General features: G+C 71.1%; 14 protein-coding genes and 1 pseudogene. 10 read left to right on the top strand and 5 right to left on the bottom strand.

The features are described from left to right. A pseudogene (locus ACFY1U_RS38600) lies at positions 1-356 on the bottom strand (hypothetical protein); the annotation flags it as partial. Positions 357-388: 32 nt separating this feature from the next. Then, positions 389-1,861, bottom strand: a complete 1,473-nt coding sequence (locus tag ACFY1U_RS38595; RefSeq protein WP_390698715.1) for a beta-1,6-galactanase — start codon at positions 1,859-1,861, stop codon at positions 389-391. Between the two features lie 258 nt (positions 1,862-2,119). Here ACFY1U_RS38595 and ACFY1U_RS38590 point away from each other — a divergent pair, with 258 nt between their 5' ends. Further along, positions 2,120-2,893 carry a class E sortase gene (locus tag ACFY1U_RS38590; RefSeq protein ID WP_390698714.1) on the top strand — a complete coding sequence of 258 codons (774 nt, stop codon included), beginning with the start codon at positions 2,120-2,122 and terminating at the stop codon, positions 2,891-2,893. On the opposite strand, the gene ACFY1U_RS38585 is transcribed toward ACFY1U_RS38590, so the two are convergent. Continuing rightward, positions 2,890-4,323, bottom strand: a complete 1,434-nt coding sequence (locus tag ACFY1U_RS38585) for an MFS transporter (RefSeq protein WP_390698713.1) — start codon at positions 4,321-4,323, stop codon at positions 2,890-2,892. The genes ACFY1U_RS38590 and ACFY1U_RS38585 overlap by 4 nt on opposite strands. A 69-nt stretch (positions 4,324-4,392) precedes the next feature. Between ACFY1U_RS38585 and ACFY1U_RS38580 the strand changes: the two genes are divergently transcribed. From ACFY1U_RS38580 to ACFY1U_RS38565, 4 genes are all read left to right on the top strand, one after another. Continuing rightward, positions 4,393-4,932, top strand: coding sequence for a winged helix-turn-helix transcriptional regulator (locus ACFY1U_RS38580; RefSeq protein ID WP_390698712.1), 540 nt, complete (start codon positions 4,393-4,395; stop codon positions 4,930-4,932). A 58-nt stretch (positions 4,933-4,990) separates the two neighbouring features. Then, the gene (locus ACFY1U_RS38575) at positions 4,991-5,308 is read left to right on the top strand and encodes a DUF6412 domain-containing protein (protein ID WP_390698711.1); all 318 of its coding nucleotides are present in this window, start codon (positions 4,991-4,993) and stop codon (positions 5,306-5,308) included. 90 nt (positions 5,309-5,398) lie between these two features. Then, positions 5,399-6,121, top strand: a complete 723-nt coding sequence (locus tag ACFY1U_RS38570; RefSeq protein WP_390698710.1) for a YidC/Oxa1 family membrane protein insertase — start codon at positions 5,399-5,401, stop codon at positions 6,119-6,121. Between the two features lie 127 nt (positions 6,122-6,248). Next, a complete protein-coding gene (locus ACFY1U_RS38565; protein ID WP_390698709.1) occupies positions 6,249-7,106 on the top strand; it encodes a fumarylacetoacetate hydrolase family protein in 858 nt (285 codons plus the stop codon). Positions 7,107-7,210: 104 nt separating this feature from the next. On the opposite strand, the gene ACFY1U_RS38560 is transcribed toward ACFY1U_RS38565, so the two are convergent. Both ACFY1U_RS38560 and ACFY1U_RS38555 read right to left on the bottom strand, forming a co-directional pair. Next, complete coding sequence (locus ACFY1U_RS38560) at positions 7,211-7,717, bottom strand: heme-degrading domain-containing protein (protein ID WP_390698708.1); 507 nt, start codon at positions 7,715-7,717, stop codon at positions 7,211-7,213. Next, entirely contained in the window at positions 7,714-8,787 is a 1,074-nt protein-coding gene (locus ACFY1U_RS38555) for a Gfo/Idh/MocA family oxidoreductase (RefSeq protein ID WP_390698707.1), read from the bottom strand. The genes ACFY1U_RS38560 and ACFY1U_RS38555 overlap by 4 nt, the downstream gene beginning before the upstream one ends. Positions 8,788-8,895: 108 nt before the next feature. Between ACFY1U_RS38555 and ACFY1U_RS38550 the strand changes: the two genes are divergently transcribed. The 5 genes from ACFY1U_RS38550 (at position 8,896) to ACFY1U_RS38530 (ending at position 13,175) form a co-directional block, all read left to right on the top strand. Then, complete coding sequence (locus tag ACFY1U_RS38550; RefSeq protein ID WP_390698721.1) at positions 8,896-9,975, top strand: ROK family protein; 1,080 nt, start codon at positions 8,896-8,898, stop codon at positions 9,973-9,975. Positions 9,976-10,219: 244 nt separating this feature from the next. Beyond that, complete coding sequence (locus ACFY1U_RS38545) at positions 10,220-10,960, top strand: hypothetical protein (protein WP_390698706.1); 741 nt, start codon at positions 10,220-10,222, stop codon at positions 10,958-10,960. Positions 10,961-11,045: 85 nt separating this feature from the next. Next, positions 11,046-11,825: an HAD-IIA family hydrolase gene (locus ACFY1U_RS38540; RefSeq protein WP_390698705.1), complete on the top strand. Its 780-nt coding sequence runs from the start codon at positions 11,046-11,048 to the stop codon at positions 11,823-11,825. A 101-nt stretch (positions 11,826-11,926) separates the two neighbouring features. Next, positions 11,927-12,505: a hypothetical protein gene (locus tag ACFY1U_RS38535; protein ID WP_390698704.1), complete on the top strand. Its 579-nt coding sequence runs from the start codon at positions 11,927-11,929 to the stop codon at positions 12,503-12,505. 4 nt (positions 12,506-12,509) lie between these two features. After that, the gene (locus ACFY1U_RS38530; RefSeq protein WP_390698703.1) at positions 12,510-13,175 is read left to right on the top strand and encodes a class F sortase; all 666 of its coding nucleotides are present in this window, start codon (positions 12,510-12,512) and stop codon (positions 13,173-13,175) included. Positions 13,176-13,451 lie beyond the last annotated feature (276 nt).

Below are 13,451 nucleotides of genomic sequence, written 5' to 3'. Positions count from 1 at the left end.
CCATGCTCAAGCACCGCACCCTCTACCAACCCGGGCACGAACAAACAGCCTGACCAAGCCCACAGACCTTGACCGAACAGATAGAAGCACCCCCCCCGGGGGGCGAGGGTGGAGAGGACGGCCAAGCCCGTGAGGACCGGCCTGCGGAGCAGCCTGACCGTCGCTGCCGTCAGCGCTGTCGCGCCCACCGCGACGGTCAGGGCGTAACCGGAGATCAGCCAGCCCGCCGCGGCCTCCGACACGGCGAGGCTCCGGCCCACCTGTGGCAGGAGCCGCGCGATCACGAATTCCGTCAGGCCGATCCCGATCCCGATCTCGAAACCGCCGAGCGCGAGCGCGACCAGCCCGGCCGGCATCCGCCCAGAGGGAGTGGACGGCGGTGAGGACGTCAGATCGTCACCCCGTCGATCTGCAAGGTCTGCACCGCCTTCCCCGCCAGCGACACCGAGACCGACTTCCCGTTCAGGAACGTGTCGGAGTACGCCTTGTACAGGTCCCCGCCCGTCGTCACCGTGTTCCAGCGGGGGACCAGGCCGCCCGAACCACCCGTCACCGTGCTGAAGTTGGAGAGGTCGAAGGTGAAGGTCTGGGAAGACGACGACGTGTTCAGCGCCACGATCACCAGGCGCTTCGCGCTCGAGTCGTAGGCCGCGACCGCGTTGCTCACGCCCGTGTCGAGGATCTTCATGCCGGGGCGGATGTGCCGGCTGAACTGGGCCATCGTGTAGTACTTCGTCTGCACCGCGCCCGCCTGCAGCGTGCTCGCGTCGTACGCGATCATCGCCCAGTTCGTGGACGGGTCCATGACCTGCCAGTAGACCCAGGCGGTGGGGTGCAGCCAGCGGAAGTCGTAGAGGAGGTTGAAGGCGAGGGTGTAGCCGGTGCCGTCGTTGTCGCCGGTCTCCGAGTTCCACAGGGCCTTGCCGGCCGTCGTCACGACATCGGTGTACAGCAGATCCCTGCGTCCGCCCGAGCCCTGGTAGCCGTGGACGTTGACCCGGTTCACATAGCCCTTCGTCGTCGACGAGAAGGAGTTCCAGGTCGTGCGGGCGAGGTCGTAGTTCGTCTCGTCCGAGGCCGAGATCTTCGTCGACGTCAGGCCACGCTTGTCCAACTCGCTCCGGAGGTAAGGGAGTACGGCGGACTGGACCGTTGAGTCGATGTGGCAGCCCTCTTGCGTGCCCGTCGCCGTCCACCAACTGGAGCTGGGCTCGTTGAAGGCCTCGACCGTCGCGAAGTTCACGCCCCAGTTGTTCTTCGCGTAGAGGGCCACCGCCGCCAGGTGGGAGGCGTGCTGGCGGTAGTTCCAGGACTGGAGGTTGTTGCCGCCGTCGGAGGCGCCGGACGGGTTGTGGTTCAGGCACATCCACCACATGGGGGAGTTGGCGAACAGCTCGGTGGTCGCGCCGCGGGCCACGGCCTTCGTCAGCATCGCGCGCTGGGTGGCGTCCGCCGTCCACTTCCACGCCGAGGACGTCGGGTCCTCGTTGTTCCAGTCCTGCCAGTAGCCCTCGATCTGCTTGAACGCCGGGATGTTGGGGGAGGCGACCATGCTCTCGCCGTTCACCGTGTTCGAACTGCATGCGCCCAGGTTGTAACGGGCGATGTTCAGGCCCAGGCCGGGGAGTGAGGTGCCGTTGTACGTCGTGGACTTGGTGGTGAAGAAGATGTCGGCGAAGTCGTCCCGCGCGCCGAACACATTGGCCCACCAGGCCAGGGAGGTGCCCCAGCCCTCCCAGGTGCCGTACGAGGTCCCGGGGTTGACGGCGATCGTGGCGTCCGCGCGTGCGGTGCCGGTCGCGAGAGCGCTGCCGAGGAGGGTGCCGCCCGCTGCGGTCAGCAGGGTTCTGCGTCGGATCATGGCTTCTCCGCCTTCGCTGGGACCTGGCCCGTCAGGTCACTGGAGGGAAGCATCGGGTGTGACGGGTGGGGTTGTCGAGGGTTGTGCCAGCCCTTTCTAAAACCTCTGTACGAAGTCACGAACAGTCCCTGTCGTACGGCTGTCCCACGCCTGTCCCACGGCTGTCCCACGGCTGTCTCACGGCCGGTGCCGTGCGGGTCTGGTGACTTCGGCCTCCGGCCCCTATCGTGCGGGCGGCCCGGTGAAGGAGGCGTACGGATGCGCGTTCCCGTCGTGCAGCACACCACCCGGCGGCAGCGCGCCCGCCGCCGACGTGCGCTGTGGACCGGCGGCGAACTCCTCGTCACCGCGGGCCTCGTGCTCCTGCTGCTCGTCGTCCACCAGCTGTGGTGGACCAACCGGGAGGCCAAGCGCGGCGCCGAGCGCAAGGTGGAGGCGCTGGAGCGCGAGTGGGGTGACGGGGCCACTGACAAAGGCGACGACTCGGGTACGTCCGTTCCGGCCGCGACGACCCAGCCGCGTACCGGCACCCGTCACAGCCAACAGGCGGCCACCGTCAGGCAGCCCCGCCCCTCCTGGTCCCAGGCCTACGCCATCCTCATCATCCCCCGCCTGGGTCTGCGCGTCCCGGTCGCCGAGGGCGTCAGCAAGCAGGACGTCCTCAACAAGGGGTACGTCGGCCACTACCGCGGCACCGGGCAGCCCGGCCAGGCGGGCAACTTCGCGCTCGCGGGGCACCGGAACACGCACGGGGAGCCGTTCCGGTACATCAACCGGCTGCGGGCGAAGGACCTCGTGGAGGTCGAGACGAAGACGGCGACCTACATCTACGCCGTCGACAAGACGCTCCCGCAGACCTCGGCCGGTGACTCGGGTGTCGTACGCCCGATTCCCCGCTCGATCGTCGAGCCCGGCCGCGGGTACTCCGAGCCCGGGTACTACATCACGCTGACGACCTGCACCCCGGAGTACACGTCGAGGTACCGGCTGGTGGTGTGGGGGAAGCTGGTGTCGATGCGGCCTCGGGCCTAGACGGCTCGGTTCCGCTCGCGCAGCACCAGCACCGCCACCGCGGCCGACAGCGCCAGGCCCGCGGACACCAGCAGCGCGATGTTCGCTCCGTGCCCCAGGCCCCCGCCCGAGGACGTCACGATCGCGATCGTCAGCGCGACGCCCGCGCAGGAGCCGATGTAGCGGAAGGTCTGCTGGGCGCCCGACCCCATGGCCGCGCGGGCCGCCGGCACCGATTCCACCGACAGCAGGGGCAGGGCGGCGTTCAGCAGGCCGCTGCCGATGCCGCCCAGGATCAGGCCGGGCAGGAGGCGCTGCCAGGAACCCGAGTCGATCGCGCCGAGCATCGTCAGGACGCCCGCCGCGTGCAGGGCGAAGCCGACGGCCAGCTGGTGGCGGGGCGGGACGCGGCCCGCGAGGCGCTTCGCCTGCAGCGCCACCGTGAAGGACAGGCCGGACCAGAGCAGGAACAGCCAGGCCGTGTCCATGGGGGACAGGCCGAGCGCCTGCTGGAACAGGACCGGCAGGAAGCTGAACAGGCCGATCACCGCGAGGCCCGTGAACAGGCCGCCCGCGGACGAGGCCAGGAAGCCGGGGCGGCGCAGCAGACCCAGGTCGATCATCGGGGTCGTGGTGCGGTGCTCCACCAGCGCGAACACGGCCACCAGCACCACGGCCGCCAGGAACAGCAGGCCCACCTCGGGTCGCAGCCAGCCGTCCCGGCCGAGCGTGAGCGCGGCGACCAGGGACACCAGGGCCAGGCCGAAGGTCAGTGCGCCCAGGATGTCCGGGCGGCCGCCCCTCGGTGAGCGGGATTCGGTCAACGTACGCGTCCCCAGGGCCGCCACGATCACCGCCGCCGCGCCCAGCACGCCGTATGCCACCCGCCAGTCGGGCATCGCGCCCGCGACGAGGGGCCCCGCCGCGATGCCGCCGCTCACGAAGGCTCCCCACACGCCGGTCGCGTGCAGTCGTCCGCGTGGGGTCGGGAAGGCGTGCACCAGCAGGCCCAGGCTGCTCGCCAGGATCGCCGCGCTGGCCGCGCCCTGCGCTATCCGGGCCAGCGTGAACTGCAGCGTGGAGGAGGCCAGGGCGCCGAGGGCCGTGGTGATGCCGAGGGCGAGGGTGCCGATGAGGAAGATCCGGCGGCGGCCGTAGTCGTCCGCCAGGCTGCCGGCGACCAGGAGGAGCGCGGCGAGGCCCAGCGGAGTGCCGTTGATCAGCCAGGCCTGTGCGGAGAGCGGGGTGTGCAGGGCGATCGCCGTGTCCCGGAGCGTGACCACCGGGGCGGTGTACGTCATGAGGGTCACGGCCGTTGCCGCGCTGGTCAGGGCGAGGGTGGCGCGGGGGTGCGGGGGCGCCTCCGCAAGGGGCGGTGTCTTTGTACTCGGCGTACCGGGCGTGCTCGGCGTGTCGACCTCGGTCGTGGTTCGTTCATTGAACCTAGTCATGTCCTGAACCGTAGCACCGCAGGTTCGGTCATTGAACCAAGCTCGCGAAAAATGGTTACAGTGGACGCCATGGCACTCGGCAAGGACTACGCGACACAGGAGTGCTCCATCGCCCGCGCGCTGGAGATCGTCGGCGAACGGTGGACGCTGCTCGTCATCCGCGACGCGCTCTACGGCGTGCGCCGCTACAACGACTTCCTCGGCCACCTCGGCATCCCGCGCGCGGTCCTCGCCGCCCGCCTCCAGTCGCTGACGGCGGAGGGGATCCTGGAGAAGCGGCGCTACCAGGAGTCGCCGCCACGGGACGAGTACGTCATCACCGAGCGCGGTATCGCCCTGTGGCCGACCCTCCGCTCCCTCGGCCTCTGGGGCCGCGAGCACTTCGCCGAGACCCAGCTGCGCTACTTCCGGCACGCCATCTGCGGCACCGAACTCGGGCCGTACGGCGAATGCCCCGCCTGCGGGGCCGTCGTACCCGTCGAGGACGTCCTCATGGAGCCGGGACCCGGACTCGATCCGGACCCGGCGGATCCGGTCAGCCGGGCGCTGCTCAGGCCACGGAGGCTGTTGCAGCCCCTGGAACTGCCCGTCGAGAGCGGTCAGGTATAACCGAGGCATACGAACCGAACAGGCGAGTGGCAGTACGTACGCACAGGAGGGGGCAGTCATGATCCGCAGCCGGATGTCGCTGCGTCCCGTCGCCGTACTGCTGCTCCCGCTGCTCGTCCTCCAGGTCGCGCTGCTCGACACCGGCAGCCTCACCGCCACCGTCGCGCTCGCCGCGACCGCCGCGGCCGGCTCCGCGCTCGCCGCCTGCGCCCTGCTCGCCGCGCGCTGCGCGCCCGCGGTGCCGCCCACGCGGGTGCGTACGGCCATCCGCGACCGTGCCCGCCGTACGGCGTTCCTGCCGCAACGCGATCCCGACGCCAAGGGCCGCACCCGGCCCCGAGCCCCCGGATCCGCCCTTCCGGCGACCGCCGCGTAGGGCTCACTCACACACGGAGCAGGCCCCGCGCGGGTCGTCATGCCGCCCTGTCCCAGTACCGGCACGACGAGACCCCCGGAGGGCTCACCCATGTCCGTTTTTTCTGTCTTCGCCGACCTGGTCGGACACTTCGCCGACCTGCTCCAGCCGCTGTTCGGCGCCTCGGCGGCGGCCGCCGCCATCGTCCTGTTCACCGCTCTCGTACGACTGCTCGTGCATCCCCTGTCCCGGGCCGCCGCCCGCGGGCAGAAGGCCCGGACCGCACTGCAGCCGAAGATCGCCGAGCTGCGGAAGCAGCACAAGAAGGAGCCCGAGAAGCTCCAGAAGGCGGTGCTGGAACTGCATGCCGAGGAGAAGGTGTCACCGGTGTCCGGGTGCCTGCCCTCCCTGCTGCAGCTGCCGGCGTTCTTCCTGCTGTACCACCTGTTCTCCAGCACGAGCATCGGCGGACAGGCGAACGAACTGCTCACGCACCAGCTGCTGGCCGCTCCGCTGGGCGGACGGTGGGCGGACGCCCTCGGGGGCGGTGGGATGTTCGGGGGTGCGGGGCTGGTCTATCTCGGACTGTTCGCCGTGGTCGCTGTCGTGGCCGTCTTCAACTACCGGCGCACCAAGCGGATGATGGCCGCCAACAACCCCCTCCCCGTGCAGGACGGCGAGTCGGTGCCCGGGCTCGGCGCCGTCAGCAAGGTGATGCCGTTCATGTCCTTCTTCACGTTGTTCACGGTGGCGGTGGTGCCGCTGGCCGCCGCGCTGTACGTGGTCACCAGTACGGCGTGGAGCGCGGTCGAGCGGGCGGCCCTGTACTCCTGAGCCGGCGGTTACGGTCCAGTCCGTGAACCGGGTATTGCGGACTGGACGGTGACCTTGGAGGATCGACCAGTCCTCCGATGGCTGCACCCATCGGTCGGACGCCCCGCGATCGAGGGAGAAAGTGATCATGAAGCTGCTGCGAGTCGGTACGGCGGGAGCGGAGACGCCTGCGCTGCTCGACGCCGAGGGGGTTCTGCGGGACCTGTCCGGTGTCGTGACCGACATCGACGGGACATTGCTCGCCGACGACGAGGCGCTCGGCCGGATCCGCGCCGCCGCCGACGCCGGCGAGCTGCCCGCGCTGGATGCCACCGGGCTGCGGGTCGGGCCGCCGGTGGGGCGGATCGGCAAGATCGTGTGCATCGGGCTGAACTACCACGACCACGCCCGCGAGACCGGGGCCGAGCCGCCCGCCGAGCCGGTGATCTTCTTCAAGGCGGCGGACACGGTGGTCGGGCCCTACGACACGGTGCTGGTCCCCCGCAGGTCGGTGAAGACCGACTGGGAGGTCGAACTGGCCGTCGTCATCGGGCGTACGGCCCGGTATCTGTCGGACGACGAGGACCCGCTGGCGTACGTCGCCGGATACGCCGTCGCGCACGACGTGTCCGAGCGGGAGTTCCAGATCGAGCGGGGCGGGACCTGGGACAAGGGGAAGAACTGCGAGACGTTCAATCCGCTGGGGCCGTGGTTGGTGACGGCGGACGAGGTGGGTGATCCGCAGGATCTGTCGTTGAAGCTGTGGGTCAACGGGGCGTTGAAGCAGGACGGGACCACGGCTGAGCAGATCTTCTCCGTGGCGGAGGTCGTGCGGTACGTCAGCCAGTTCATGACCTTGTATCCGGGGGATGTGATCAATACCGGGACGCCGGCGGGGGTTGCCATGGGTGAGCCTGAGCCGAAGCCGTATCTGCGGGGCGGGGATGTTGTGGAGCTGGAGATTTCGGGGCTCGGGCGGCAGCGGCAGGAGTTCAAAGACGCCTGAAGGGGTGGGGGACTGCGCTTTGTCGGCGACCGCGGGTGCGTCGTGGTTGCTCGCGCAGTTCCCCGCGCCCCTAAAACGTGCAGTTACCCGCGGCCCTGAAAGCGTCAGCTCTTGTGCAGGAATTCCTCCAAGGCCTCCACCACGAAGCGGTGGTCTGCCAGTTGAGGGAGGCCGGAGACCGTCACCGCGCCGACGACGCCCACGCCCAGGACGTTGATCGGGAAGGAGCCGCCGTGGGCCGCGTACTCGTCGGGGTCCAGGCGGGAGGAGTCCTCGAAGGTGGTGCCCTTGGCTCGGAAGCGGGCGCCCACCAGGTAGGAGGCGGAGCCGTAGCGTTCGACCACGCGGCGCTTGCGGGCGATCCAGGCGTCGTTGTCCGGGGTCGATCCGGGCAGCGCCGCGTGGAAGAGCTGCTGGCCCGCGCGGTGGATGTCGATCGCGACCGGGGCCTGGCGCTCGCGGGCCAGCTCCACGAGCAGGCAGCCCAGCGCCCACGCGTCCTCGTAGGTGAACTGGCTGAAGACCAGGTGCCGTTCCTGCGCCTCCAGTTCCTCCAGAGGCGGGGTGAGTTCCGGGTGGAACTTCGGGGTGATCTCCTGGTTGTGCGTCACAGCGCCACCGCCACTCCGTCGCGGGCCGAACGGCGGGCCGCCTCGAGCACATCGAGGGCGGCGGCCGCCTCCAGAGCGGTCACCGGGTTGGGACCGTCGTCGTTGAGGGCCCTGGTCACGGCCGCATAGTAGGCCGGATAGTCGCCGGGGAGGGTGGGTTCGGCGCGGCCTCCTCCGGTCAGCGGGGAGTCGCCGGATCCCACGCGGCCCCAGAGGGACTCGGGTTCGGTGCCCCAGTCGGCGGTCGTGTGCGGACGCCTGCCGTCCCGCAGGGCCGCCTCCTGGGGGTCGAGGCCGTACTTGACGTAACCCGCCTTCGATCCCAGTACCCGGAAACGCGGGCCGAGTTGGGCGGTCGTCGCGGAGACGTACAGGTGGGAGCGGACACCGCTCGTGTGCGTGACGGCGATGAACGTGTCGTCGTCCGTCTCGGCGCCCGGGCGGCGGATGTCCGACTCGGCGTAGACCTGTGCCGCCGGGCCGAAGAGGACCAGCGCCTGGTCGACGACATGGCTGCCGAGGTCGTAGAGCAGACCTCCGATCTCTGCGGGGTCGCCGGACTCGCGCCAGCCGCCCTTCGGCTGTGGACGCCAGCGCTCGAAGCGGGACTCGAAGCGCCATACGTCGCCCAACTCGCCCTCGGCCAGCAGCTTGCGAAGGGTCAGGAAGTCGTTGTCCCAGCGGCGGTTCTGGTAGACGGAGAGCAGCAGGCCGCGGTCCTCGGCGAGGGCGGCCAGCTCGCGCGCCTCGGCCGCCGTGCCCGCGACGGGCTTGTCGACGACCACCGGAAGGCCGGCCTTCAGGGCGGTGGTCGCCAGCGGGACATGCGTCTTGTTCGGGGACGCGATGACGATCAGGTCCACCTCTGCGGCGCGCTCGAACAGCTCGTCCGGGGTGGCCGCGATCCGTACGTCCGGGAACTCGGCGCGGGCCTGCTGCTGCCGCTCCGGGTTCGAGGTGACCACCGTGTCGAGGACGAGGCCCTCGGTGGCGGTGATCAGCGGGGCGTGGAAGACGGAGCCCGCGAGGCCGTAGCCGACGAGGCCCACGCGCAGAGGGGTGCGAGTCATGCACCCCACTTTCGCAACGCTGTTGCCAAAGTGCAAGCGGGGGAGAATGGAGTCGTGGACAGGACGAACGCAGGCGCGGCGGCAGGAGCAGGGGCCGCACGGGCGGGGATGGCGGGCTCCGTCGGCGTCAATCTGCCGGTGCTGCGCAGCCACAACACGGCGCTCGTGCTCGATCTGCTGCGCACGGCAGGGGATGAGGGCATCAGCCGGCTGGAGCTCGCGGAGCGGACCGGGCTGACCCCGCAGGCCGTCAGCAAGATCACCGCACGGCTGCGGGACGAGGGGCTGGCGACGGAGGCGGGTCGCAGGGCCTCGACAGGAGGCAAGCCCCCTACGGTGCTGCGGCTGGTGCCCGAGGCGGGCCACGCCGTCGGGCTGCACCTGGACCGCGACGAACTGCGGGCGGTCCTGGTCGACCTCACGGGGACCGTGCTGGGTGAGCGGCACACCTCGCTGGACCTGGGGGCGGGGGCCGAGGCCGTCGTCACCGCGGTGGCGGGGGAGGCGGTCGCGCTCATGGCGGGGGACTCGGGCGCCGGTTCCGTCCTCGGCGTCGGCGTCGCGCTCCCCGGTCCGCTCGACCACAACCGGGGTGTCCTGCACCGCGTGACGGGATTCCCCGAGTTGAACGGCTTCCCCCTGCGGGACGCGCTCCAGCGGCGGCTCGGGGGGCCGGTCGTCGTCGACAAGGACACCAACGCGGCCGCGCTGGGACTCGCCGTCGGGGGCGAGAGCGGCTCCTTCGCCTATCTGCATCTCGCTACGGGGCTCGGCGCCGGGCTCGTCATCGGCGGCGCCGTGCACCGGGGGGCCCGTACCGGGGCCGGGGAGTTCGGGCACCAGGTCGTCCAGCTGGACGGACCGCCGTGCGGCTGCGGCGACCGCGGCTGCATCGAGGCGCTGTGCCTGGACGCGATGGCGCGCGGCGCGGTCGACGAGGCGGCGCACGTCCTCGGCATCGGCGCCGGCAACCTGATCGCACTGCTCGACATCGACCTCGTACTCCTCGGCGGCCGCACCGTCACCGCCGCCCCGGACGCCTTCCTGCGAGGGGTGCGCAATGTCCTCGTCGAACGCGCCGGCCGCCTCGGTGATGACCCGGTACCGGTCCGGCTCGCCTCCGGCGGCGTGGCCGAGGGGGCGGCACAACTGATCCTGGCAGGCCTCTTCAGCCCGTCCGGGGCTTGATCTTTCACCCGTCCGGCGCTGGAAATCTCAGCCCGTCCGGCGTTTGAGGACGAGGCCGTCAGGCCGAAAGGGGGGGCTGGGGGCGCAGCTCCCAGGGACGGGAAGGGAAGGGGCGGAGGGGGCGAAACACACGCGCGCACGGCTACAGCCCCGCGCACGCGTGCGCTGAACGAGCGGATCTGACCCCCCCCGCACGGAGCGGCACCGCTCCCACGCCCGCCGGCCCCGGCAGACTCACGTGTCCATGCGACCCCGCACGCCCGTCTCCCTCTGCCTGGCCGCAGCCGCCCTGTTCCCCGCGGCGCCCCCGGCGCATGCGGCCGACGCTCCCACCTGCGTCGCCCCCGACGCCCGCCGCTTCCCCCTCACCACCCGCATCCACGGCGGCCCCGACACCTACGAAGCGGGCGGCGGATACGGCGTCTGGTATCTGGACCTCACCAACACCACCACCCGGACCTGCGAGAACATCCACCCGGTCATCGTGCTCGTCGACGACAGGCACGAGCTGACACCCTCGCAGCCCCACCTGGAGTTCTACGACGGCACCCACCCGCACCCGGTCCGCTTCGAGACCACCGACGAGGACGAACTGGTCGGGCCCTTCGACGACGGCTTCCCCGGCTTCACCGTCGGCCCCCGACGGACCGTCACCGTGAAGATCCGCCTCGCCCTCACCTCCGACGCGGCACCCAACCAGGTCACCGCCGACGCCGCCGTCGTCCAGCGGAGGGGCGACGACGGCGACTGGGTCGGGCAGTCCAACGACTACGCCTTCCGCATCCACAACGACGCGAGCCCCACCCCCAGCCCCGCCACCACGGGAACCGGCACCACTCCGCCCAGCCGCGCCCCCCGCCTCCCCTTCGCCGACGAACTCGCCCGTACCGGCCTCGGGGGCCCCGGTGCCGCCCTCGCCGCCGCCGCGGTCCTGGTCACCGGCGGTGCGCTGCTGCTGGCCCGCAGACAGCGCAGGCGCCGCTGAGACGCCCATTCCCCAAGATCCGGCCAGTGTCTACGCTGGGGCGCACACAGCACCGCGTACATGCGTACGGCAGGAGATCCCGCACATGGCAGAACGCAGGCCCATCGAGTCGTGGCTCACCGACATGGACGGTGTGCTCATCCACGAGGGCGTACCGATCCCCGGCGCCGACGACTTCCTCAAGAAGCTGCGCGAGTCCGGCAAGCCCTTCCTGGTCCTCACCAACAACTCGATCTACACCCCGCGCGACCTGCACGCCCGGCTGCGGCGCATGGGTCTGGACGTGCCGGTCGAGTCCATCTGGACCTCGGCCCTGGCCACCGCCCAGTTCCTGGACGACCAGCGGCCGGGCGGCTCGGCCTACGTCATCGGCGAGGCGGGTCTGACCACCGCCCTGCACGACATCGGGTACATCCTCACCGACCACGAGCCGGACTACGTCGTCCTCGGCGAGACCCGGACGTACTCCTTCGAGGCCATGACCAAGGCCGTACGGCTGATCAACGACGGTGCCCGCTTCATCTGCACCAACCCCGACGAGACCGGCCCCTCCACCGAGGGCCCGCTGCCCGCCACCGGCGCGGTCGCCGCGTTGATCACCAAGGCGACCGGCAAGAAGCCGTACTTCGCGGGCAAGCCCAACCCGCTGATGATGCGGACCGGTCTCAACGCCATCGGGGCGCACTCCGAGACCAGCGCGATGATCGGCGACCGCATGGACACCGACGTACTGGCCGGCATGGAGGCAGGAATGCAGACGTTCCTGGTGCTCACGGGGCTGACCCGGCCCGAGCAGGTCGAGGACTTCCCGTACCGGCCGTCCAAGGTCGTCGACTCGATCGCGGACCTCGTCGACCGGGTCTGAAACCCTGAAACCCTGCTTGACCCATTCGGAGCAATGCGGCCCCGCTGAGGATGCGGGGCCCCGGCCCGCGGGGGAGTCTCCAGATATCTGGAGGTTTCACGATGGGTTCACTACGTCTCACTCTCTGTACCGGGGCTCTGGCGGTCTGCGCCTTCACCCCGCCGGTGTACGCGGTCGACGCGGGCGGAGCCGGTATCTCTGTGAGCCCCTCGTCCCCCGCGCCGGGGGCGGACGTCGCGCTCCGGGTGACCGGGTGCTCGGCGAAGGCGGGAAGCGCCGCGTCCAGGGCGTTCGTCGCGGACGTGCGACTCGCGGGCGCCGGCGGCACGCTCACCGGTAGCAGCCGTGTCCGCGCCTCGGCCGAGCCCGGCTCCTACGACGTGAAGGTCACCTGCGGGGGCGCCGTCACCACGGCCAAGATCACCGTCGTGTCCCCGTCCCCGTCCCCGTCCCCGTCCCCGTCCCCGTCCCCGTCCCCGTCTCAGCCGGGCTCGCACCTCGCCGCGTCCCCCGTCGCCCCCGTCCACGCGGGCGGTGGCGGCACGGCCCACTTCGCCACCGTGGACGTCCGCGAGGCCGGACCCGGCACGGGGCAGGCGGTGACCGGGCTGGTACTCGTGGCCGCGGCCGCGGGCGCCGTCGCGGTCCTGAGCGCGCGCCGGGGCCGCGGAACGGACTGAGCCCATGTCCGACGACGAACACCCCTCCGGCTCGGGGCGCCTCCTGATGGGCCTGACCTGGGCGGTGCTGCTGTTCGCGCTGTGGCAGTGGGGTGTGCAGTTGACCGACGTACGGCAGGACATGTCCGCACCCGCCGCCGGTGACATGGGCGCGGTCGGACGGCCGCCGGACACGGAACTCCCGCCCGCCGCCCGCCCGCTCGGAGACGCACTGCCGCTGCGCATTGACATTCCCGCCCTCGGCGTCCGGGCGCCCGTGATGCCCCGCGGCCTGGACCGGCAGGGAGCGATCGAGCCGCCGCCCTTCGGCCAGGCGGCCGCCGTCGGGTGGTACGCGGCCGGGACCCGGCCGGGCGCCGCCGGAGCCGCGCTGATGGTGGGCCACCTCGACACCGAGACCCGGCCCGCCGTCTTCTACAAGCTGGGCTCCGTACGACCCGGCCAGAGCGTCCGGGTCGTCCGCGACGACGGCAAGGTCGCCGAGTTCACCGTCGACGACGTCCAGATCCAGGAACGCGACCACTTCGACGCCCGGCAGGCCTACGGACCACACCGACCGGGGCGCGCGGAGCTGCGGCTGATCACCTGCGGGGGCGCCTTCGACCGGGACAGCGGCAGCTACACGGCGAACGTGATCGTCTCGGCCTACCTCACGGGAACCGGGCACTGACCTCCCGCACCTGGCCCGGCCGGCGGCCTGCTCCCCCCGAAGCCGCCGGCCGGGCTGGTCCTCAACCGCGCGCGCACGGGTTGCGGGAGTAACCCGGCGACCGGCGCGGGAGGTCATGGAGTCGCAGTGGCAAGGACCGGCCGGGGGCTGGGGCCGTCTGAAAAGACTGTAGAAAGACTGTAGAACGGATGAGCGCCAGAGCCTAGAGGCTGAATGACGCCAGGTTCCGTTACGGTGGCTCTCCGTCATACGTGCTGGTGGCCGACGGTCCGTCGA

Origin of the sequence: Streptomyces sp. NPDC001351, from assembly GCF_042896045.1 — a bacterium.
Lineage (GTDB): Bacteria > Actinomycetota > Actinomycetes > Streptomycetales > Streptomycetaceae > Streptomyces.
The sequence above is the reverse complement of the archived record's forward strand: the minus strand, read 5'-3'. Positions and strand labels throughout refer to the sequence as shown.

Coding starts and splice junctions, on each gene's coding strand:
- ACFY1U_RS38595 (WP_390698715.1), bottom strand. CDS start 1,861: ATGATCCGACGCAGAACCCTGCTGACCGCAGCGGGCGGCACCCTCCTC.
- ACFY1U_RS38540 (WP_390698705.1), top strand. CDS start 11,046: ATGGCAGAACGCAGGCCCATCGAGTCGTGGCTCACCGACATGGACGGT.
- ACFY1U_RS38550 (WP_390698721.1), top strand. CDS start 8,896: ATGGCGGGCTCCGTCGGCGTCAATCTGCCGGTGCTGCGCAGCCACAAC.
- ACFY1U_RS38580 (WP_390698712.1), top strand. CDS start 4,393: ATGGCACTCGGCAAGGACTACGCGACACAGGAGTGCTCCATCGCCCGC.
- ACFY1U_RS38575 (WP_390698711.1), top strand. CDS start 4,991: ATGATCCGCAGCCGGATGTCGCTGCGTCCCGTCGCCGTACTGCTGCTC.
- ACFY1U_RS38535 (WP_390698704.1), top strand. CDS start 11,927: ATGGGTTCACTACGTCTCACTCTCTGTACCGGGGCTCTGGCGGTCTGC.
- ACFY1U_RS38545 (WP_390698706.1), top strand. CDS start 10,220: ATGCGACCCCGCACGCCCGTCTCCCTCTGCCTGGCCGCAGCCGCCCTG.
- ACFY1U_RS38585 (WP_390698713.1), bottom strand. CDS start 4,323: ATGACTAGGTTCAATGAACGAACCACGACCGAGGTCGACACGCCGAGC.
- ACFY1U_RS38555 (WP_390698707.1), bottom strand. CDS start 8,787: ATGACTCGCACCCCTCTGCGCGTGGGCCTCGTCGGCTACGGCCTCGCG.
- ACFY1U_RS38530 (WP_390698703.1), top strand. CDS start 12,510: ATGTCCGACGACGAACACCCCTCCGGCTCGGGGCGCCTCCTGATGGGC.
- ACFY1U_RS38565 (WP_390698709.1), top strand. CDS start 6,249: ATGAAGCTGCTGCGAGTCGGTACGGCGGGAGCGGAGACGCCTGCGCTG.
- ACFY1U_RS38590 (WP_390698714.1), top strand. CDS start 2,120: ATGCGCGTTCCCGTCGTGCAGCACACCACCCGGCGGCAGCGCGCCCGC.
- ACFY1U_RS38570 (WP_390698710.1), top strand. CDS start 5,399: ATGTCCGTTTTTTCTGTCTTCGCCGACCTGGTCGGACACTTCGCCGAC.